Origin of the sequence: Zoogloea sp. LCSB751 (assembly GCF_002028455.1) — a bacterium.
Lineage (GTDB): Bacteria > Pseudomonadota > Gammaproteobacteria > Burkholderiales > Rhodocyclaceae > Zoogloea.
In genome coordinates, this window is the sequence record NZ_MWUM01000002.1 from 193,524 (window position 1) to 213,309 (window position 19,786).

General features: G+C 63.6%; 18 protein-coding genes. 15 read left to right on the forward strand and 3 right to left on the reverse strand.

The features are described from left to right. Window positions 1-7 precede the first annotated feature (7 nt). The 9 genes from B4920_RS03785 to B4920_RS03820 all read left to right on the forward strand — a co-directional run bounded on the left by B4920_RS03785 (window position 8) and on the right by B4920_RS03820 (window position 9,925). Window positions 8-385, forward strand: coding sequence for a hypothetical protein (locus tag B4920_RS03785; RefSeq protein WP_079433286.1), 378 nt, complete (start codon window positions 8-10; stop codon window positions 383-385). A gap of 121 nt (window positions 386-506) precedes the next feature. Then, window positions 507-881, forward strand: coding sequence for a DUF1493 family protein (locus B4920_RS03790; protein WP_216819739.1), 375 nt, complete (start codon window positions 507-509; stop codon window positions 879-881). Next, window positions 865-1,221, forward strand: coding sequence for an STY0301 family protein (locus B4920_RS30875; protein WP_368664701.1), 357 nt, complete (start codon window positions 865-867; stop codon window positions 1,219-1,221). The genes B4920_RS03790 and B4920_RS30875 overlap by 17 nt, the downstream gene beginning before the upstream one ends. Before the next feature lie 105 nt (window positions 1,222-1,326). Then, complete coding sequence (locus B4920_RS03795) at window positions 1,327-1,914, forward strand: HD family hydrolase (protein ID WP_088179371.1); 588 nt, start codon at window positions 1,327-1,329, stop codon at window positions 1,912-1,914. Window positions 1,915-2,033: 119 nt separating this feature from the next. Then, window positions 2,034-3,050: a D-alanine--D-alanine ligase gene (locus B4920_RS03800; protein WP_079433288.1), complete on the forward strand. Its 1,017-nt coding sequence runs from the start codon at window positions 2,034-2,036 to the stop codon at window positions 3,048-3,050. Further along, window positions 3,019-3,684 carry a hypothetical protein gene (locus B4920_RS03805; RefSeq protein WP_216819740.1) on the forward strand — a complete coding sequence of 222 codons (666 nt, stop codon included), beginning with the start codon at window positions 3,019-3,021 and terminating at the stop codon, window positions 3,682-3,684. Before B4920_RS03800 ends, B4920_RS03805 begins: the two co-directional genes overlap by 32 nt. Before the next feature lie 94 nt (window positions 3,685-3,778). Further along, window positions 3,779-4,321 (forward strand): flavin reductase family protein, encoded by a 543-nt coding sequence (locus B4920_RS03810; RefSeq protein WP_079433289.1) that lies wholly within the window; start codon window positions 3,779-3,781, stop codon window positions 4,319-4,321. A gap of 199 nt (window positions 4,322-4,520) precedes the next feature. After that, on the forward strand, window positions 4,521-7,793 hold the full coding sequence (locus B4920_RS03815; RefSeq protein ID WP_079433290.1) for a PAS domain S-box protein: 3,273 nt from the start codon (window positions 4,521-4,523) through the stop codon (window positions 7,791-7,793). A gap of 98 nt (window positions 7,794-7,891) precedes the next feature. Then, window positions 7,892-9,925 carry a PAS domain-containing hybrid sensor histidine kinase/response regulator gene (locus B4920_RS03820; protein ID WP_079433291.1) on the forward strand — a complete coding sequence of 678 codons (2,034 nt, stop codon included), beginning with the start codon at window positions 7,892-7,894 and terminating at the stop codon, window positions 9,923-9,925. Between the two features lie 4 nt (window positions 9,926-9,929). Here B4920_RS03820 and B4920_RS03825 read toward each other — a convergent pair whose 3' ends face one another. Beyond that, window positions 9,930-10,544, reverse strand: a complete 615-nt coding sequence (locus tag B4920_RS03825) for an isoprenylcysteine carboxylmethyltransferase family protein (protein ID WP_139379412.1) — start codon at window positions 10,542-10,544, stop codon at window positions 9,930-9,932. A gap of 148 nt (window positions 10,545-10,692) precedes the next feature. Here B4920_RS03825 and B4920_RS03830 point away from each other — a divergent pair, with 148 nt between their 5' ends. From B4920_RS03830 to B4920_RS03850, 5 genes are all read left to right on the forward strand, one after another. Further along, on the forward strand, window positions 10,693-11,229 hold the full coding sequence (locus B4920_RS03830) for a DUF2058 domain-containing protein (RefSeq protein WP_079433293.1): 537 nt from the start codon (window positions 10,693-10,695) through the stop codon (window positions 11,227-11,229). Between the two features lie 101 nt (window positions 11,230-11,330). Continuing rightward, window positions 11,331-12,689, forward strand: coding sequence for a saccharopine dehydrogenase NADP-binding domain-containing protein (locus B4920_RS03835; protein ID WP_079433294.1), 1,359 nt, complete (start codon window positions 11,331-11,333; stop codon window positions 12,687-12,689). Next, window positions 12,676-13,095 carry a hypothetical protein gene (locus tag B4920_RS03840; RefSeq protein ID WP_088179372.1) on the forward strand — a complete coding sequence of 140 codons (420 nt, stop codon included), beginning with the start codon at window positions 12,676-12,678 and terminating at the stop codon, window positions 13,093-13,095. The genes B4920_RS03835 and B4920_RS03840 overlap by 14 nt, the downstream gene beginning before the upstream one ends. 5 nt (window positions 13,096-13,100) lie before the next feature. Then, complete coding sequence (locus tag B4920_RS03845; RefSeq protein WP_079433295.1) at window positions 13,101-14,216, forward strand: glutathionylspermidine synthase family protein; 1,116 nt, start codon at window positions 13,101-13,103, stop codon at window positions 14,214-14,216. 9 nt (window positions 14,217-14,225) lie between these two features. Then, window positions 14,226-14,603: a DUF350 domain-containing protein gene (locus B4920_RS03850; RefSeq protein ID WP_079433296.1), complete on the forward strand. Its 378-nt coding sequence runs from the start codon at window positions 14,226-14,228 to the stop codon at window positions 14,601-14,603. Here B4920_RS03850 and B4920_RS03855 read toward each other — a convergent pair. Next, window positions 14,600-15,811: an MFS transporter gene (locus tag B4920_RS03855; RefSeq protein WP_079433297.1), complete on the reverse strand. Its 1,212-nt coding sequence runs from the start codon at window positions 15,809-15,811 to the stop codon at window positions 14,600-14,602. The two genes, B4920_RS03850 and B4920_RS03855, sit on opposite strands and share 4 nt — an antisense overlap. Before the next feature lie 161 nt (window positions 15,812-15,972). On the opposite strand from B4920_RS03855, the gene B4920_RS03860 reads away from it, so the two are divergent. Continuing rightward, a complete protein-coding gene (locus tag B4920_RS03860) occupies window positions 15,973-16,749 on the forward strand; it encodes a helix-turn-helix domain-containing protein (protein WP_079433298.1) in 777 nt (258 codons plus the stop codon). 12 nt (window positions 16,750-16,761) lie between these two features. On the opposite strand, the gene B4920_RS03865 is transcribed toward B4920_RS03860, so the two are convergent. Continuing rightward, window positions 16,762-19,749, reverse strand: coding sequence for a bifunctional diguanylate cyclase/phosphodiesterase (locus tag B4920_RS03865; RefSeq protein WP_216819741.1), 2,988 nt, complete (start codon window positions 19,747-19,749; stop codon window positions 16,762-16,764). Window positions 19,750-19,786 lie beyond the last annotated feature (37 nt).

The window sequence follows — 19,786 nt, forward strand, 5'->3', positions numbered from 1 at the left end:
AGATTCCATGGCGATCACGCTGAACACCCGTATCCCGCAGCAAACCCTCCAGGCCGACATCGACGCCTTCCTGGGCCTCAAGGGCATCCCCGGCTACACACCGGTCAATCAGTCCTATTCCCTCGAGGCCGTCAGCCGCCTGCATGACGCCCTGCGCGCTGCGCAGGAGACCGAGATCCACGCCCAGAACGCCCTCGCCGCCGCCCGCGACGCGACGGGCGCCATCGAACGCGACTTCCACGACGCCATCCTCGGCGTCAAAAGCCAGGTCAAGGCCCAGTTCGGCCCCGATTCGGATCAGGTCGCGGCGCTGGGGTTGAAGAAGAAGTCGGATCGCAAGAAGTCTCCGACGCGGACGGGTAAGGAGGCGGCCAGTACGGCATGAGGCTGCGCTGCCGGGGCGCGCTTCTTTGAACGCAATGGGAAGGGCTATGACGAATGGGCCCTTCCGCTCAACCTGAACAGCTTCAATACAACTCACGGGCCATGAAGGAAGACACGCTGTGGTGAGCAGGGACGACACTATCTGGCCGCGTCTCATTGCCCTCGTGGAAACGCTTCCGACCCAAGGCATCTCGCGTGTCCTGGGCTCGCAAGTAGTCACAAGAGAGACCGATCTGGTGCTCGATCTCGGACTGGCCGGAGACGACGCCTTCGAGTTCATGGAGCGCTATGCGGCCCTCTTTGGTGTGGAGCGGGGAGACTTTGATCTATCGAATTACTTCGAAGCGGAGGGGTTATGGCTTCTCCCCAGCCTCCGGAAGCACAAGCCGAAGATGAAGATAACGCTGGGCGTGCTTGAATTGGCAGCGCAAGAGGGGGAATGGCGGTCTGCCAATCTTTGCCAGTTGTCCTCCTCGTCCGATGGTGCTGTTGATTAGCGTGAGGGACGTAATTGGATTCGCATTTGCGTGGCTTGCCGTTCTGCCGTTCGGGGCTTACGGTCAGCACTCCGAGTGCCCCAGGTTCGATGGCGACAGGAACAACGTACTGACGAATGTTCGCTTGTTCGATGGGGCCGTTGCCGAGAACGTGGAGTTGGTGCCGGACAATGAGCATGGCGCGACCTGGGATATTCGTGGGTATCAGGCAACAGATCGGCAACTCGTCTTGCGCTGCGAATACAGGAATCGCTCCAGTATTGAGATTCCAGTCGATTACCTGGCCAGTCGCTGTTACGTGAAGGGCCGTGTACGACTGAGGGCGTGGTGTGGGAAATAGAAGACGATTCATAGGAGAGCTTTCCCGCATGCTCCGCTGACCAGGGGCGCCGCAGTCGTTCTGCTAGACTCGTCCATCCCCCAGTCTCAAAGAAAGCACGGCAAAGTGATCTCGCCCGACCTGGAACGCCAACTGGCTTTCCTCAAGGAAATCGACCGCCTCAAGAACGTCGTGCGTTTGTCGCCGCTCATCGACCGTTCGCGCCGCGAAAACAGCGCCGAGCATTCGTGGCACCTGGCGATGTATGCACTGGTACTGGCCGAGCATGCCGCCGGGACGGTCGATGTGCAGCGGGTCGTGAAGATGCTGCTGATCCACGACATCGTCGAGATCGATGCCGGTGACGTTCCTTTCCACGTGCCGGCGACGCATGTCGGGCAGGACGAGCGCGAGCGGCTTGCCGCCGAGCGTCTGTTCGGCCTGTTGCCCGACGCGCAAGCGGCCGAGTTCCGCGAGCTGTGGTTCGAGTTCGAGGCGGCCGAGAGCGACGACGCAAAGTTTGCGAAAGCTCTCGACCGGTTCCAGCCGATGCTGCACAACGCGGCGACGGACGGGGGGACGTGGGTGGAGTGCGCGGTGACGCTCGAACAGATCAAGTCGCGCTGCCAGCCGCCGATCGAGCGCGGAGCCCCTGCGTTGTGGGAGGCTGCCGTCGGAATGGCCGAGGCGCACTACCGCAAGCGCTCGTCCTGATCGGGTCTATGGAAGAGGCATGGACAGGAGAGCATCCTGATTACGCAGTCGTTGCAAACACTGGATGCCGCTTACCTTGTAAGCAAGGTAGTCATTGGAATTAATAACGCTAGCCGGATATGAAACTCAAGATAGCCGTCCTTCTGGGCGGGACCAGCGAAGAGCGCGAAGTCTCTATCGCCAGCGGTGTGCAGGTCGTGAAGGCGCTGCGCAGCGTCGGCCATGAAGTCCTTGCCATTGAAACGTCGCGAGGGCTTTTGACGGTAGAAGACGAACGCCGTCTTTTGAGTTCGCAGGTCGATGCAATTCCGCCAACGTCCGATGCACTGGCCGTGCTGCGCGCAGGCGAGGCGAACCTGATCCGTTCAGCGACGCTTGCCGATGTGGACGTGGTATTCCTTGCCCTTCACGGTGGAACCGGCGAGGACGGAACGGTGCAGGCCATGCTGGACATGGCCGGCATGGCCTATACGGGGAGCGGCCATCTGGGCAGCGCAATCGCCATGGACAAAGACATGTCGAAGCGTCTGTTCGTGGCGGCCGGGATTGCAACGCCACGCTGGCTCATGGCGCCAGCCCGTCACGAGGACGTTGCACGGGAGTTGGGTTACCCGTTGGTCGTCAAACCGAATCGGCAAGGGTCGACGGTTGGCCTGTCGGTCGTCAGAAGCCCCGATGCGCTTGAGGCTGCAGTTCTGCATGCCTCCAGCTTCGATAGTGAAGTCATGCTCGAGCAGTTCATTGCAGGACGGGAGCTGACGGTGGGCGTGCTCGGCGATCGGGCGCTGACGGTCGGTGAGATCGTGATCGAGCCGGAAGCCGTTTTCGATTACAGGGCGAAGTATCAGCCTGGCGCGGTTCGCGAAGAATTCCCGGCTGATCTGCCCGCTTCTGTGGTGGCGGCGGCGCAAGATGCTGCGTTGCGCGCACATCGGGCGCTGAAGCTCGACGGGTATAGTCGGGCGGACTTTCGCTTGGATAGTGATGGCCGTTTGTGGTGCCTGGAGGTCAATTCCTTGCCGGGCATGACGGCAACGAGCTTGCTTCCCCAGTCGGCGGCGGCCAGTGGTATTGCTTTCTCTGCGCTCTGTGAGCAGATCTGCCTTGCGGCCATCGAACGGCACCGAAGCAAATAAGGTGTTTGGGGCCCCGCCGTTGGGTGACGCGCCGATCTTCTCCCGAACCCTTGTCGTCGGCACCAGTTGTGCCGGCAAGAGCACGTTCGCCCGCAAGCTGGCGACTCTGTCCGGTCGCACGTGCATTGAGCTCGATGTGTTGTACTGGGGGCCGGACTGGCAGCCAAAGCCGCAGGAGACGTTTCGCCAATTGGTGGCGGAGGCGGCCGCTGCGGAGTCCTGGATTGCCGAGGGGAATTATGGTGCGGTACGTGACCTGTTGTGGCCGCGCGCGGAAACGATCGTGTGGCTCAATTACTCATTTGCCCGCGTTCTGTGGCAGGCGCTTGGGCGCACCATCGGGCGCTGCCTCACGCGGCGCGAGTTGTGGCATGGCAACCGGGAATCCGTCTGGCGCTCCTTTTTTACGAAGGAGTCCATTCTCGTTTGGGTGATCACCACCTATCATCGCCGCCAGAGGGAATTTGCTGCGCTGCGCGACAGCGGGGCCTTTCCCCATCTCTGCTGGGTCGAGTTCCGGCATCCGAAGGAGGCCGCGCGCTGGCTGTCGGCATGCACGAATACCGACAAGGCATGGGGCCATGGCAGCGCTGCTGCGCCTGACTACAAGAGCACGTCCACCTTGCTTGATTGAGTGCGTCCAGCAGGCTGCCGAGCGCATCCGCGCATGGGGCTTTGGCGAGTAATATCGAAGCCAGTCCGTTGGCGTGAATGAAGGAGGTGCGCCCATGCGCGAACTGGACCTGTGCAAAGCTTTTACGCTGCTGGAACCCGGGCCGGTGGTGCTGGTGACCACCCATGATGGCAAGGCCGACAACATCATGACCATTTCGTGGACCATGGTGATGGATTTCACGCCGCTATTTGCGATCACCACGGGGGTATGGAATTACTCGTTTGCCGCGTTGTGCAGCAATCGGGAGTGCGTGATTGCAATTCCCACTGTCGATCTGCTGGATAAGGTGGTCGGCATCGGAACCTGCTCGGGGGCCGATACCGACAAGTTCTGCCGCTTCGGGCTCACCGCTGTGCCGGCCAGGCGGGTCCGGCCGCCCTTGATCGGGGAGTGCCTCGCCAACATCGAATGCAAGGTCGTCGATATCGTCGAGAGGCACGGTATCGTGGTGCTGGAGGGGCTGGCCGCCTACCTCGATACCGGACGAGAGGAGCGGCGCACGGTGCATGCGGTGGGCGACGGCAGCTTCATTGTCGATGGGCACAGGATCGACCGGAGAGCGATGATGGCCGCCAAGCTGCCTCCTGGCGTTTAGCGGCGATTTTTTGTTTGTTACCGAACCTATGCCCCTCTCGTCAGCCAGGATGCGTTGCCATCCTGGCTGAATGGTCGTCGGGGCTGTATCTTGAGCCCGGAATGGGCAAGCGTCCATCCGGAGCAGGCTTCCTTGCTCCAAAACCAGCGCTTAGTTCATCCTGGCGCCCGCGAGACATGTTCTGTATAGGTCAGTAGCCATGAAATTTGCCGAGCTCGTGGATGTCCAGCAGTTGAGGTCGCTGTGCGAAAGCTTCACGGAGGTGACCGGCGCAGTCACCGCGATTCTCGAGCTCGACGGCGAAGTGCTGGTGGCCACCGGTTGGCAGGATGTATGCACCCAGTTCCATCGCTGCAATTCAGGGACCGCGCAGCGCTGCCTCGAGAGCGACACCATCCTGGCGGGCAAGCTGAAGGAGGGCGAGGCTTATAACGTCTACAACTGCAAGAACGGTCTGGTGGATGTGGCGGTCCCGATTACCGTTGCCGGCGAACACGTTGCGAATCTATTCACGGGGCAATTCTTCTTTGCCAAGCCGGACCTGCAGTACTTTATCCGGCAGGCCAATCAGTTCGGACTCGACGAGCAGGCCTATCTCGATGCCCTGAATAAAACCCCGGTCTTTTCCCAGGAAAAGGTGCGGTCGATCATGACCTTCCTCACCGACCTGGCAAAGATCATGGGGGAAATGGGGATGGCCCGTCTGCAGATGCATGAGGCCAACCGGACACTGCAGAACGCCGCTGCCATCATCGATTCGTCGGAAGACGCCATCATCGGCAAGACGCTGGACGGCATCGTCACCAGCTGGAATCCGGCGGCGCACAAAATTTTTGGCTATACCGCCCGGGAAATCGTCGGGCGGCCCGCCCACATGTTGTTGCCGCCGGATCTGCTGGGCGAGGCCGACACGATCCTGTCGCGTATCCGCGCTGGTGAGACGGTGATTCATCACGAGGCGCGACGGGTGCGCAAGGATGGGGCGCTGATCCATGCCTCGGTCACGATCTCGCCCATCCGTGACGTTGCGGGCAGGGTCGTTGGCGCGTCGACGATTGCCCGCGACATTACGGCCCAGGTTATCGCCAAACGGGAGCTGTCCAATGAACGCAGCTTCCTGCGCACGCTGATCGACACGCTGCCCGACCTCGTCTGGCTGAAGGATGCGGATGGTGTGTATCTCCGCTGCAATCAGCGATTCGAACAGTTCTGCGGGGCGACCGAGAGGGAGGTCATCGGCAAGACCGACTACGATTTCGTCAGCAAGGCGCTGGCCGATTTCTTTCGGGACCATGACCGGATGGCCATGGAGAAGAGCGCCCCTTGCATCAACGAAGAGGAAATCAGCTTTGCGTCGGATGGTCATCGGGAAATCCTCGAAACCACCAAGATCCCGATGCGGGGCGAAAACGGCGAGCTGATCGGCGTCCTCGGTATCGGGCACGACATCACCCGGCGCAAATTGTCTCAACTCGCTCTGGAAAACAGCGAGAAGCAATTGCGCTTTGTTCTGGAAGGGGCCGAGCTGGGCTTCTGGGACTGGAATATTGCGACCGGAGAAGTGGACCGCAACCAGCGGTGGGCCGAGATGCTGGGTTATACCCATGACGAAATCAGGCATACGACCCAGCAGTGGACGGATTTCATTCATCCCGATGATCGCGAGCGCGCCTGGAACTCCATCGATGCGGTGCTCAAGGGGCACTCCAGCATGCACAAGATCGAATACCGGATGTTCCACAAGGACGGGAGCCTGAAGTGGATTCTGGACCAGGCCCGTGTGATGCAGCGGGATGCGGACGGCACGCCGCTGCGCATGTGCGGAACACATACCGACATTACCCCACGCAAGCAGGCGGAAGCCGTCCTCAAGGAAAGCGAGGCGCGTTATCGTCACCTGGTGGAAAGCCTGCCGGACATTGCCTACACCCGCTCCGTGCAGCAGGGGCACGTGTATTACTCTCCGCGGGCCGCCGACGTATTGGGCTACCCGATGGCGTATCTGCTGGCGCATCCTTTTTTATGGACCGAATCGATTCATCCGGACGACCGCCCGCAAGTTCATGAGGCGGTTGCCAGGCTGCTGTCCAGCCAGCTTCCGTTCCGCCTCGAATATCGCATCCAGGACAGTGAAGGGCGTTGGCGCTGGTTCTTCGATCGCTCCATCGGAATCCGCGTCGAGGAAGGCGACACCCTCATTGAGGGGCTTGCCATGGACATCACGGAAACGAAGGCGATCCAGGATGAACTGGCTGCACACCGCAACCATCTGGAGAGCCTCGTCGAGGAGCGCACCCAGGAGCTGACGTTGGCCAAGAATCTGGCCGAGACCGCGAACGTTGCCAAGAGTGCGTTCCTGGCCAACATGAGCCATGAAATCAGGACGCCGCTGAATGCCATCATCGGCATGGCGCACATCCTCCGCCGCAGCGGGGCCACGCCTCTGCAGACGAACAAGCTGGACAAGATCGAGGCCGCCGGGGCGCACCTGCTCGACATCATCAATGTCATCCTCGACCTGTCCAAGATCGAGGCCGGGAAGTTCCAGCTGGATGAAGTGCGGATCTGCGTCGAGGAGATGATCGATAACGTCATCAGCATGATCGGCGGCAGGATCAAGGCCAAGGGGCTGGCGTTCGAAGCCGATATTCCACCAATGCCCCATGGGCTGCTCGGCGATCGGACGCGCCTGCAACAGGCCTTGCTCAATTACCTTGGCAATGCCGTGAAGTTTACCGACACCGGCAGCATCCGCCTGCGTGCCCGCCTCATCGAGGAGGCCGCTGATTACAGTCTGCTCCGCTTCGAGGTCAGCGACACCGGCACCGGTATTGCGCCGGATGCCTTGCCGCGCCTGTTCTCTGCATTCGAGCAGGCCGACAACTCGATCACGCGCAAATACGGCGGGACGGGGCTCGGCCTTGCGATCACCCGGCGCGTGGTCGAGTTGATGGGGGGAGAGACCGGGGTTTCGAGTGAGCCTGGCAAGGGCAGCACCTTCTGGCTGACGGTGCGTCTGCGCAAGACCGGCGATGGGTGCAATCCGCTCGAAGCCCCTGGGGTGAGCGATGCGGCGTTGCTTCTGAAGCGGGAATTTGCCGGAACACGGGTGCTGCTGGCCGAGGACGATCCGATCAACCGCGAGGTGTCCTTGTCGATGCTGGAAGACGTCGGATTGCTGGCCGACGTTGCCGAGGATGGCGTGGAGGCCCTCGACCGTGCGCGCATCAATGATTACGCCTTGATCCTGATGGACATGCAGATGCCGAACATGGATGGCCTGGAGGCCACACGGCGTATCCGGCAGTTGTCCGAGAAGAGGCGCGTCCCCATCCTGGCCCTGACGGCCAACGCATTTGCAGAGGATCGGGTCCGCTGCGCCGAGGCCGGCATGGATGGATTCGTCGCCAAACCGGTGGATCCGGACACCTTGTTCACCGCTTTGCTGGAGTGGCTGAGAAAGCCGTCCTAAAGGCGTGGGGCAGTGGGGCTTGTACGGCCGTCTTGTGCATCGAATTGATACAATGCCCGGGTACAACAACGGTAGGCCGCAGAGGAGCCAGGGCTTTCATGGGCACGGTAAGCGGGCACGGCGACGAATTTCGCACTTCATTGCAGAATGCAATCCTGAATGAAGCGCCGGATGGCATTCTGGTGGTCGACGAGAACCTTTCCGTCGCGTCGGTTAATGAGCGTTTCTTTCGCGTGTGGAAGATGGCCATGCCGACTGGCGCTCTGGACGAAATACTGGATTCGCCCCATGACTCGCTCCTTGAACAGGCTATCGTGCGGGTTGCCGATTCCACAGCCTTCCTGGAACGAGTCCATGCGTTGTATGCCAATCCGGAACTGGAAGATAGCTGCGATATTCCGCTCAAGGATGGCCGGACGCTGAAGCGGTACTCACGCGCACTACGAAATGAGGATGGGAAGTATCTGGGCCGGGTCTGGTATTTCCGCGATATCACCGACACTGTCAATTCCCAGCTCGCCTTGCTCGAAAGTGAGATCCGTTACCGCACGGCCTTCCAGACAACCCTTGATGCGATTGCCATCACGTCCCTGAAGGAAGGCCGCTACGTAGAGGTAAACCAGGCGTTCGTCGTCATGTCGGGCTATCCCTACGAGGAGATCATCGGCAATACGTCCCTGCAGCTCAATATTTGGGCTGATCCGGAAGACCGCCGACGATTCAGCCAGAAAATCATCGATGGCGAGAGTCTGCTGAATTTCGAGACGCGTTTCCGGCGCAAGGACGGGAGCGAGTTCTGGGGCATCTTCTCGGTCTCGCGCATGGAGGTGGGGGGCGAGCCTTATCTGCTTTCGATTACCCGTGATATCACGTCCCGCAAACACGCCGAGGCGGAATTGGCCGAGCACCAGAAGCACCTGGAGCAACTGGTCAAAGAACGTACGGCGGAGCTGTTGGCCGCCAAGGAGGCTGCCGAGGCTGCCAATATCGCGAAGAGTGCTTTTCTGGCCAACATCAGTCATGAAATCCGTACGCCGCTGAATGCAATCACCGGCATGGCTTATTTGATTCGCCATGGTGGCTTGAAAGACGGCCAGTGCGCCCAGATGGACAAACTCGAGGCTGCCGGCGAGCATCTGCTCAGCATCATCAATGCGGTGCTCGAACTTTCCAAGATCGAGGCCGGCAAGGTCGTGCTGACCGAAGCGCCGCTCCGGATTGAAAGCGTTCTCGGCAATGTCCTGTCGATGCTGAATGAGCGCGCCGATGCCAAGGGGTTGCGACTTGAGATCCAGGCGGGCGCGTTGCCGACGGATTTGCTCGGCGATCAGACCGCCTTGCAGCAAGCCCTCCTCAACTATGCCGCCAACGCGCTGAAATTTACCGAGGCCGGGCATGTCATCCTGCGTGCCCATGTTGTCGAAGAGGGGGCTGATGACGCCATGCTGCGTTTCGAGGTTGAGGACAGCGGCATCGGTATCGATGAGGAAACGCTGCCCAGGTTGTTCTCCGCCTTTGAGCAGGCTGACAACACCACCACGCGCAAATATGGCGGCACCGGTCTTGGCCTGGCGATCACCCGTCATCTGGCCGAACTCATGGGGGGGCGCGCCGGTGCCAGCAGTTGTCCCGGGCAGGGCAGTACTTTCTGGTTCACGGCCCGTCTCCACAAGCAGCCGTATGCGGGTGTCGGGCTGTCGTCACCGGTTGTTGCGAGCCGGGAGATGCTGCCGCTGGCTGAGGGAAAGCGGAATCGTCTGCTGCTGGTCGAGGACGAACCGGTCAGCCGCGAAGTCGCCATGGCGATTCTCGAAGACGTGGGACTTGTCGTCGATACGGCAGAGAACGGCAAACAGGCGGTGGACCGCGTGGCAGGTCAGGTATATGACGTGATCCTGATGGACATGCAGATGCCCGATATGGACGGACTCGAGGCAACGAGGCGAATACGCAGACTGGAGCAGGGTTGCGACGTGCCGATTGTGGCGATAACGGCCAATGCTTTCGAGGAGGATCGCGCGCGCTGTCTGGCTGCGGGAATGGACGATTTCATTGCCAAGCCGGTCGAACCGTCCTACTTGCTCGAAACCGTCGAGCGTTGGTTGCGGGCCAGACGCGTACCGGCGGCCTGATTGATCAGGTTTCTTTCTGCGCCCGTGCTTCGAGCTGGCGGCGCGTGGCTTCATCCAGTGCCCGCCCGCGCCACGGGATGAGGCCTGGCACGATGCGGCGATAGGCGGCATAGCTGCCGGGGTGGCGGCGCAGGAGGCGCTGTTCTTCGATGCGGCTGCCGACCACGAGATAGGCACTGATGCATAGCGCGGAGACGAGCCAGGCGGCGCTCATCTCCTGGCTCCAGATGAACACCAGCATCAGGAAATACCAGGGGTGCCGGACGTAGCAGTGCCAGGGGCTGAAGGTGAGCGGCCAGGTCTCCGTCCGCAGGCCGAGGAAGGCGGGCATCGAGTAGAACTTCAGCGTGTGAATGAAGCCCAGCAGCGCGGTGGCGCTGAGGCCGTGGCGGAGCCAGCGCAGCCAGACGGGTTCGTCGAACAGCGGTGTGGCGGGCAGGCCGGCCAGGATCGCGAGCGGTGCGGCCACCGTCACGATGGCGAGGACGTTGAAGGCGAGCCGGGCATGGCGCCCGAACAGGCGTTCGAGGGTGGGGCCGGCGAGCAGGCTGTGCAGCGCGCCGAAGAGCAGCCAGCTGGCTGCCAGTAGCAGCAGGGAGGGCAGATCGGTGTAGCTCATGTCCGCATGGTGCATGAGATTCCGTAGCGCTGACTACAGGGGCGCGGCAGGTGGGTTGCAGCGGCGACTTTTTGTTATGCTGCCGCTCTCTTTCCGGCCGGCAATGCCGCCGCGCCGGCATAACTATATTTACGGAGTGGCGCAGCAGATGGCGTCTTTGCAGGAGCAGTTCTTGAAGGCCGGTCTGGTCGACAAGAAGAAGGCCAAGCAGGTCCACCAGGACAAGGCCCGGCAGCAGAAGATCGAGCGGCGGACTGGAGCTGAGAGCGTCGATGAGGCGCGCGTGGCGGCCCAGGAGGCCCAGCGCAAGAACGCCGAGCGGGCCCGCGAGCTCAACGCCCAGCGCGATGCGGCGGCGACCCAGAAGGCGATTGCCGCGCAGATCGTCCAGATGGTGCAGCAGAATCGCCAGCACAAGGGCGGTGGCGACATTGCCTACAACTTCACCCACGACAACAAGATCAAGCGGGTGTATGTGTCGGCCGCGGTGCGCGACCATATCGTCGCCGGGCATCTGGTGATCATCTGTCGTGGCGACGTTACCGAGCTGGTGCCCAAGGTCATCGCCGACAAGATCGCCGAGCGTGATCCGTCCATCGTCGTGCAGATCAAGCGTGCCACGACCGAGGTGGACGAGAACGATCCGTATGCCGATTTCAAGGTGCCGGACGACCTGATGTGGTGACGCCGGGGCCGCGATGCGCGCGGTCTTCCGTGTTGTGCCGGTGAGGCCGGCGGCCATGGCGGTCGGGTTATGATTGCATCGTCATTTTTCGGGGGCCGGCGGTGCGTATCCTCTTGATCGGTTTCGGTAGCGTCGGGCAGGCGCTGCTGCCCTTGTTGCGTGGGTACTTCGGGCTGTCGCCCGCGAGCATCGAGGCCATTGCCGCCGACGAGCGCGGGCGGCAGGTGGCCGACGCGTTCGGCATCCGGCTTGAAAACCGGCCGCTCACGCCGGGCAATTATCGCGACCTGCTGCACGGCCGCCTGCGGCCGGGAGACGTGCTGATCAACGTCGCCGTCGATGTGTCGTCGCTGGCCTTGATCGGCTGGTGCCGCGAGCACGGGGTGCTCTATCTCGACACCTGCGTCGAGCCGTGGGCCGGCGGGTACGCGGCGGCGGACGCGAGCACGACCAACCACGCGCTGCGCAACGCCGCGCTGGCAATGCATGCACCCGGCGCGCCGACGGCGGTGATAGCCCACGGGGCCAATCCGGGGCTGGTCAGCCATCTGGCCAAGGAAGGGCTGCTGGCGCTGGCGGCCGTCCGGGGTATCCGTGTCGAGACGCGTGCTGCGTGGGCGGCGATGACCTGCGCGCTGGGTGTCCGGGTCGTCCAGATTGCCGAGCGGGACACCCAGCGCGCCGGCATGATGCGGCCTGCCGGGTGCTTCGACAACACCTGGTCGGTGGACGGTTTCCTGTCCGAAGCCTGGCAGTGCGCCGAACTCGGCTGGGGCAGCCATGAGCCGTGCCTGCCGCTGGACGCCCACCGGCTGGGGGCGGATGAGTCGGGGGCGATCCACCTGGATGCCCACGGTGCCGAGGTCAGGGTGAAGTCCTGGCTGCCGTCCTGCGGCGAACAGGAGGCCTGGCTGATCACCCACCACGAAGCCTTGTCACTTGCCGGGCTGCTGACCCTGAGGGATGGCGCGGGCAGCCTCGTCCATCGCCCCACCGTCTATTACGCCTATCGGCCGTGTCCCGCGGCGGTCCGTTCCCTTGAGGCCTGGGTTGCCGCTGGCTTCCCGTCGCCACGCCACAAGCAGGTGCTGGGGGACGCACTGCTGGACGGTTTCGACCAGTTGGGTGTGCTGTTCGTTTTCGATGGCGGCGCCTACTGGTACGGCTCGACCCTCACTCTGCACGAAGCCCGCGCGCTGGCGCCCCACAACACGGCGACGTCCCTGCCGGTGGTAGCCGGCATCCTTGGTGCGCTGGACTGGATGCGGGCCCATCCGCGGGCGGGCGTGGTCGAGGCCGAGGCGATGGATCATGCCCGCGTGCTGGCGGTGGCCCGCCCGTACCTGGGGACGGTGTCCGGTGTGCTGACCGACTGGCAGCCCGGGCCGGCAGGTGAGCTGTCATTCGATAATTTCCGACTGTCGTCGGCCATGAGGAAACGCGAACTTGAAGCGGTCTAAGAAGATTCCCTTGTTGGTGATCGGCACTGCGGGGCTGCTTGCCGGTTGCAGTGGCAGCAGCGACATGCAGGAACTCAAGCAGGATTTCTACGCCGGCCGGGAGGCCTGTGAGAAGGACTGGGGGAGCGACCCCCGCAACTGCCGCGAGGAGAGCGGTGGCGGCGCAGGGAGCGGGGGCAGCAGCGGGCGTACCTCCAGTAGCGGCTCGACCTATGCGGGGCCCCGTTATTACTGGGATCGCTCGGCCGGGCACCCGGTCGCAGTCTCCTCGTCGGGAGAGACGCGGGTGGTCAGTGATTCCTACCTCAGCCGCGGCGCGCCGTCGACGGCGCACGGGACGGTGGTCAGCTCGGTGAGCCGCGGCGGTTTCGGCAGTACCGCCCACGGTTTCTCGGCGGGAGGCTGACGGCGATGGAGCGTCTGCCCATTTCACCTCGCCCCGATTTCGGCCAGCGGCTTGAAGCGGTCGGCCTGTCCTTCCATTCCTGGGACAACTACTGGAAGGAGGACGTCTGCTACCGCTTCACGGCCGCCCAGGTGGACGAAATCGAGGCCGCCGCACAGGCGCTGCATGCCATGTGTGTGGCCGCTGCCCGCCGCGCTGTGGCCGACGGGCGTCTGGCCCAGCTGGGTATTCCCGAAGCCTTCCGGAACGCGGTGGCCGATTCCATCGGCCAGGACGAGTTCAGCCTCTACGGGCGCTTCGACCTGGCCTATGACGGGGTGAATCCGCCGAAGCTGCTGGAGTACAACGCCGACACGCCGACCTCCCTGCTCGAATCGGCGGTGGCCCAGTGGTACTGGCTGGAGGACTGCCGGCCGGACGCCGACCAGTTCAACTCGCTCCACGAACGCCTGGTGGATCAGTGGAAGCGCCTGCCCGGCGCGGGTGTGGTCCATCTGGCCTCGCTGCGCGGCAACGAGGAGGACTGGGTGTGCACCACCTACATGCAGGATGTGGTGGTGCAGGCCGGGCGTGAGGCCCGCCACATCCATGTCGAGGACATCGGCTGGGATGCTGCGCGTCGACGCTTCGTCGACCTGGATGGCCTGCCCATCGACACCCTGTTCAAGCTCTATCCGTGGGAATGGCTGATGCGCGAGGACTTCGGCCGCCACATCGCCGGCAGCGGGACGCGTTTCGTCGAGCCGATCTGGAAGTCGGTGCTGGCCTGCAAGGGGTTGCTGCCGCTGTTGTGGGAGATGTATCCGGGCCATCCCAACCTGCTGCCGGCCTATTTCGAGCCGGGCCGCCTCCAGTCCTACGCCCGCAAGCCCTTGTATTCCCGCGAGGGCGCCAATGTGGCGCTCTACGCCGACGGGCGTCTGCTGGCGCAGGATTCCGGGCCCTATGGTGCGGAGGGCTTCGTCTACCAGGGGCTGGCGGCCATCCCCGAGTTCGACGGCAAGTATCCGGTGCTCGGCGCCTGGATCGTCGGCGGTGAGCCGGCGGGGATGTGCATTCGCGAGGATGTCTCGCCGATCACCACCAACATGAGCAACTTCGTGCCCCATTACTTCGAATAAGGACGAGTCGTGAGCGCCTTTCTCGCATTCATCAGCTATTTCGCCTCAGCGCTGGTTCTGCTGGCGGTGTTCGTGGTGGCCTATGTACACCTCACGCCCTACAGGGAGTTCGAACTGATCCGCCGCAACAACCAGGCCGCGGCGATCTCCCTGTCGGGGGCCATCCTCGGCTTCACCTTTCCGCTGCTGTCGTCGATCTACTACACCCAGAGCCTGCCGGAGATGGCCCTGTGGGCGGCCATCACCGGCGTGGTGCAGTTTGCCGTGTTCCTGCTCATGCGGAGCCAGGCGGCGCAGATCGAAGCCGGCGACACCGCGCCGGCGATCCTGCTGGCGACGCTGTCGGTCGCCGTGGGGCTGATCAACGCGCTGTGCATCAGCCACTAGGGCTTGGTTGTGATGTGCCGGCTCTTCGGCAGCAGGGCCACGACGCTGCCGAGCAGCGGCAGGTAGGCGATGGCGTGATAGACGGCGTCGATGCTGGTCCGGTCGGCGAGCAGGCCCAGTACCGCGGCGCCCAGGCCACCCATGCCGAAGGCAAAGCCGAAGAAAAGGCCTGAGACCATGCCGACCTTGCCGGGCATGAGCTCCTGCGCATAGACCAGGATCGCCGAGAAGGCCGACGACAGCACCAGGCCGATGACGATGGTCAGCACCGTGGTCCAGAACAGGTCGGCGTGGGGCAGGAGCAGCGCGAAGGGGGCGACGCCGAGGATGGACGCCCAGATCACCGGCTTGCGGCCGACGCGGTCGCCGATCGGGCCGCCGAGGATCGTGCCGGCCGCCGACGCGAACAGGAAGGCGAACAGGTGCACCTGGGCGCTCTGCACCGACAGGCCGAACTTTTCGATCAGGTAGAAGGTGTAGAAGCTGCTCAGGCCGGCGATGTAGAAATACTTCGAGAAGATCAGTACGAGCAGGACCGCCACGGCGCCCAGCACGACCTTGCGCGGGTAGGGCGACTCCACCGGCGGGCGGCTGCGCCCGCTACCGGCGATGTGGTGGGTGGCGTACCAGCGGCTGACCTGCACCAGCAGCACGATGCCGAGCACCGCGGCGAGGCCGAACCAGGCCACGCTGTGCTGCCCGAAGGGCACGATGACGGCGGCCGCCACCAGCGGGCCGACGGCGCTGCCGGTGTTGCCGCCGACCTGGAAGACCGACTGGGCCAGCCCGTGCCGCCCGCCCGAGGCGAGCCGGGCGATGCGTGACGATTCCGGGTGGAAGATCGCCGAGCCGGTGCCGACGCACGCGGCGGCGAGCAGCACGGCCTCGTAGCTCGGCGCGTAGGCGAGCAGCAGCAGGCCGCACAGGGTGGCTGCCATGCCGAAGGGCAGGGAGTAGGGCTGCGGCTTCTTGTCGGTGTACAGGCCGATCAGTGGTTGCAGCAGCGAGGCGGTCAGCTGGTAGGTGAGGGTGATCAGGCCGATCTGCCCGAAGCTGAGATGGAAGCTGCCTTTCAGCAGCGGGTACATGGCGAGGATCAGCGACTGCATCATGTCGTTGATGAAGTGCGAGGTGCTGATGGCCCCGAGGATGCCGAAGGCGGCTTCGCCGTGGCGCGCCTGCAAGGGCAAGGCGGTGGGTTTCGTCATGGTGCGGGCTCTCTGTGCGGTGCCGACCCTCCGTCGATCAGGGGCTGGCTGCGTGTTGGTATGTCTCGACGTCAGCCGATTCTAGAAATACGATGCATGCCTGTCTCACGCCATTCGGCCGTTGGGTTGCTAGAAAAAGACATTGTTCGATATAGGCCTTCATGACGGTGAAACCCCTTTCCGAGGCGCTCGCCGAGATCGACGCCAGCACCGCGCCGGTGAGCTGTCGGGCGACCGACTATCCCGCTGGCTGGGAGGTGGCGCCCCATGCCCACGGCAAGCACCAGCTGATCTACGCGGTGCATGGCGTGATGGCGGTGAAGGCCGACGCCGGGCAGTGGGTGGTGCCGCCGACGCGGGGCATCTGGATGCCGGCAGGGATGACCCACGCCATCCAGTGTGTCGGCGTGGTCAATATGCGCAGCCTGTTCATCCTTCCCGGGGCTGTGGCGAGCCTACCGGCTGCGTCCTGCGTGGTGGGTATCTCGGCCTTGCTGCGCGAGCTGATCCGCGCGGCCGCGGACGTGCAGACGCCCTATGCGTCCAACTCGCGGGACGGCCGCTTGATGCGCTTGATGCTCGATGAGCTGCGCACGCTGCCGGTGTTGCCGCTGCACCTGCCAATGCCGCTAGAGCCGCGTCTGCTGGAGATCTGTACGCGCCTGCAGCAACGCCTGGACGACGTGTCCACGCTGGGCGACTGGGCTGCGCACCTGGGCGTGGACGTCAAGACTATCCAGCGCCTGTTCCAGCGCGAGACCGGCATGACCTTCGGTAAATGGCGCCAGCAGGCACGCCTGCTGCGCGCACTGGAGCTGCTTGCCGGTGGCGAGCGCGTTGTCGATATCGCGTTGGCCCTGGGTTACGACAGCCCCAGTGCCTTCACCACGATGTTCAAGCGGCAGTTCGGGCAGACGCCGAGCCAGTTCTTCAGCTGAGCAGTGCCCGTATCAGGCGGCGACGTCGTTGACGGACCAGGCCCAGCGTTCGAATTCTGCGGAGGTCAGGGCGGGGGAGTACAGGAAACCCTGAGCGTAGTCGCAGCCGGCGGCGACGAGCAGGTCCCGCTGGATGGTGGTTTCGACGCCTTCGGCGACGACCTTCAGGCCCAGCGCATGGGCCATGACGATGATGGCTTCGCACAGGGCCCGGTCATTGGCGTCGCAGCCCAGGTTGCGTACGAAGCTGCGGTCGATCTTGAGATAATCGATGTGGAAACGCTTCAGGTAGGCGAGGGACGAGTAGCCGGTGCCGAAGTCGTCGATGGCGACCTGGATGCCGGCGTCGCGGAAGCCCAGCAGCTTCTTGTTGATCCGGGCTTCGGCGTGCAGCAGCAGGCTTTCGGTGATCTCGATGACCACGCTGTGCCCCGGAATGCCTTGTTCGGCCAGGTATTCCGGCCAGTGGGCCAGGGCGTTGCCGTCGTGGCGGATCTGGGCCGGCGAGGTGTTGATGCTGATCTGGAAGTCGCTGTCGAAGCGATTGCACCAGTTCCGGGCCTGCTGGGCGGCCTGCTTGAAGACCCACTCGCCGATGGGCACGATCAGCCCGGTTTCTTCTGCCACCGGGATGAACTCCAGCGGACCGGTCAGGCCGCGTTGGGGGTGGGCCCAACGGATCAGCGCTTCGGCCTTGCAGACCCGGCTGCTCGTCAGCTCGACGATGGGTTGGTAGAAGATCCGGAACTCGCCGTTCGCCAGTGCGGTGCGCAGATCGCTGCTGAGGTGCTGGCGTTTCTGGGCGGCCTCGTGCAGGTCGGGGGTGAAGTAGCTGAAGCGGTTGCGGCCGGCGTTCTTGGCCGCGTACATGGCCTGGTCGGCGTTCTTGAACAGGATGTCCAGTTCGCGGGCGTCGCTGGGGTAGAGAGTGATGCCGAGGCTGGCGGACACGAAGGCCTTGTCGGCGCCGAGCACGAAGGGGCTGGAGAGCTTGTCGATGAGGGCGTGAGCGATGCGTTCGACGCTCTCCATGTCGTCCACGCAGGACAGGATCACCGTGAATTCGTCGCCTCCCAGGCGGGCCACCGTGTCGGAGGCCCGCACGCAGGCGCCGATACGCCGCCCGGCCTCGATCAGCAGGACGTCGCCCTTGTCGTGGCCGAGGGAGTCGTTGACCTCCTTGAAGTGGTCCAGGTCGATCAGCATCAGCACCATCGAACGGCCGCTGCGGTCGGCCAGGCGGGATTCGTGCTCGAGGCGGTCATGGAACAGCTGGCGGTTGGGCAGCTGGGTCAGGGAGTCGAAGTTGGCCTGTTTCCAGATCGTCTCCTCGAAGGCGATGCGATCGGAGATGTCCCGCCCGACCGCCAGCACGCTGGTGATGGTGCCATTGACGTCGGCCTCGGCGGCCAGGTGGATGAGGGTGCAGTGCTCCCTGCCGTCCTGACTGTGCCACTTCAGTTCGAACTGGGTGTTTCCGCTGCCGCTGAGCACCTCGTGGATTTTCGCTTCGTAGATTTCGGCGTTGCTGCCGCCGGGCACCTCGGATGGCCGCTTGCCGAGCAGGGCCTCGAGGCGTAGTCCGACGGTGCTGCAAAAGGCAGGGTTGGCGAAGATGCGGCGGCAGTCGCGGTCGTAGCGGGCGATGGAGTCCGGCGAGTTCTCGATGAGGGTGCGGGACTCCTGCTCCTTGGCGATGAGGGCGGCGGTGCGCTCGTTGACCGTGTTTTCGAGGGATGCGTTGATGTCGTTGATCTGGCGGATCTTCTGGCTCACCGCATCGTTCATGGCGATGAAGCTCTGGGTCAGGTCGGCCAGTTCGTAATCCAGGGTGGTCTTGTCGAGCAGCAGCAGTTCGTCGTCCTGGACGATGGCATTGGTGTTGTCGGTGACCCCCCGGAAGATGCGGCTGAGGGTGGTCAGCGGGCGGGAGATCGAGGTGGAGAAGTACCAGGCCAGCGGCAGCACGAAGGCCATGATGGCGGCGGCGATCAGCCCGAGGATGCGGATCATCTCCCAGGTGTTCGTTTCGACGACGCTCTTCGAGCGCAGCGCGGCAATGCTGCCGATGGGCTGCCCTTCGCGGTAGAGGGGAATCAGCCCCTGGTAGTAGCCGGTGCCGTCGATGCTGATCTCGTTGAGCGCCAGGGCCGGTGCGGCCCCATGGGCGGGGGGCGCCTGGCCGCTCCAGTCCGGCTGGAGGTAGGCGGTCAGCGTACCGTGGCGCAGGCTGTCGGTGGTGAAGACGTTGATGTCGGTGTCGGTCCGCCGGGCCAGTTCGTGGACGAAGCCCCGGTCGAGGCGGTGGGTCATGGCGATCAGGCCGACCTGTCTGGGGGCCGTCTTCCCGGTGATGCCATCGTGGGCGGGGTCCATGATCGGGACGTTGATTTCGATCGACAGTTCGTCGTCGATCAGCGCGTAGTGGGCATCCTCCTTCTGGGGCAGGGGCTGGCCAAACTCAGGACGGATGGACGGCGGGATCGGGGTCGGTTTCAGGATGACTGCGCGATTGTCACCGTCGGGTGTGCCTTCCTTCATCATGAGGCGCGGGGCAGGCTCTCTTTCGACAAAACCGGTGCGTTCGAGCCGGCCGTCGATGCGGGAGAAGCTGATCAGGTGGCCTGCTGCATCGTAGATGGCGATGCTGCTCGCGTGGGCCGTGTGGCGTACCTCCTGGACTTCCTGCGCGAGCTGCCGGTAGGTGCTTTGCAGGGTTTCGCGGTCGAGCTCGGAACCCGCATACTGGGACAGGTACCAGATCGTGGTGCCCAGATTGTGTTGGGCGGCCAGGTGGCGGGAGGCGTCGAGCAGTCCGTTCTGGCGGGTCGTGAGTTCTTCGGAAATGACCGCCGCCGCTTGTCTCAGCTGGGTGCGGGACTGTTCGCGGTATTGGGTGCTGATGACCAGGGACACCGCCGACATGTAGGCCAGCGCCGTCGCGGTGCTGATGACCACGGCGCTGAGCAGCAGTCGGTTGCTGAGCTTGCGGATTCTCATGCCGGAAGAGTCTCGTGGGGGGGCGGTGGCCCGTACG

Coding starts and splice junctions, on each gene's coding strand:
- B4920_RS03785 (WP_079433286.1), top strand. CDS start 8: ATGGCGATCACGCTGAACACCCGTATCCCGCAGCAAACCCTCCAGGCC.
- B4920_RS30875 (WP_368664701.1), top strand. CDS start 865: ATGGTGCTGTTGATTAGCGTGAGGGACGTAATTGGATTCGCATTTGCG.
- B4920_RS03800 (WP_079433288.1), top strand. CDS start 2,034: ATGAAACTCAAGATAGCCGTCCTTCTGGGCGGGACCAGCGAAGAGCGC.
- B4920_RS03810 (WP_079433289.1), top strand. CDS start 3,779: ATGCGCGAACTGGACCTGTGCAAAGCTTTTACGCTGCTGGAACCCGGG.
- B4920_RS03815 (WP_079433290.1), top strand. CDS start 4,521: ATGAAATTTGCCGAGCTCGTGGATGTCCAGCAGTTGAGGTCGCTGTGC.
- B4920_RS03820 (WP_079433291.1), top strand. CDS start 7,892: ATGGGCACGGTAAGCGGGCACGGCGACGAATTTCGCACTTCATTGCAG.
- B4920_RS03825 (WP_139379412.1), bottom strand. CDS start 10,544: ATGAGCTACACCGATCTGCCCTCCCTGCTGCTACTGGCAGCCAGCTGG.
- B4920_RS03830 (WP_079433293.1), top strand. CDS start 10,693: ATGGCGTCTTTGCAGGAGCAGTTCTTGAAGGCCGGTCTGGTCGACAAG.
- B4920_RS03845 (WP_079433295.1), top strand. CDS start 13,101: ATGGAGCGTCTGCCCATTTCACCTCGCCCCGATTTCGGCCAGCGGCTT.
- B4920_RS03855 (WP_079433297.1), bottom strand. CDS start 15,811: ATGACGAAACCCACCGCCTTGCCCTTGCAGGCGCGCCACGGCGAAGCC.
- B4920_RS03860 (WP_079433298.1), top strand. CDS start 15,973: ATGACGGTGAAACCCCTTTCCGAGGCGCTCGCCGAGATCGACGCCAGC.
- B4920_RS03865 (WP_216819741.1), bottom strand. CDS start 19,749: ATGAGAATCCGCAAGCTCAGCAACCGACTGCTGCTCAGCGCCGTGGTC.